Source organism: Nitrosospira sp. NpAV, assembly GCF_000832065.1.
Lineage (GTDB): Bacteria > Pseudomonadota > Gammaproteobacteria > Burkholderiales > Nitrosomonadaceae > Nitrosospira.
On record NZ_JXQM01000297.1, the window covers coordinates 1 to 244 of the forward strand.

Here is a 244-nt window from a genome sequence, read left to right on the forward strand (position 1 = left end):
GATCATCAGTGGCCGGTCAGGCTCCGGCAAGTCGATCGCGCTGCAGGCGCTGGAAGACCTGGGCGACTATGCCATCGACAACCTGCCGGCCATGCTGCTCGGCCCGCTGGTCGATGAACTGCAGGATGACCGCTCGCTGCGCTCCTCGATCGCCGTCAGCATCGATGCCCGCAACCTGCCCGCCGCCCTCGAGCGCTTTCCCGAGCTGCTGGAGGAACTGCGTGGCCGCCAGGTCGACTGCCAG

1 protein-coding gene is annotated in these 244 nt (G+C 67.6%); it reads left to right on the plus strand.

The window, feature by feature from the left end; translation table 11 throughout:
* Positions 1–244 (plus strand): RNase adapter RapZ (locus SQ11_RS16175; RefSeq protein WP_041515237.1); only part of this gene is annotated, 244 nt, incomplete at both ends.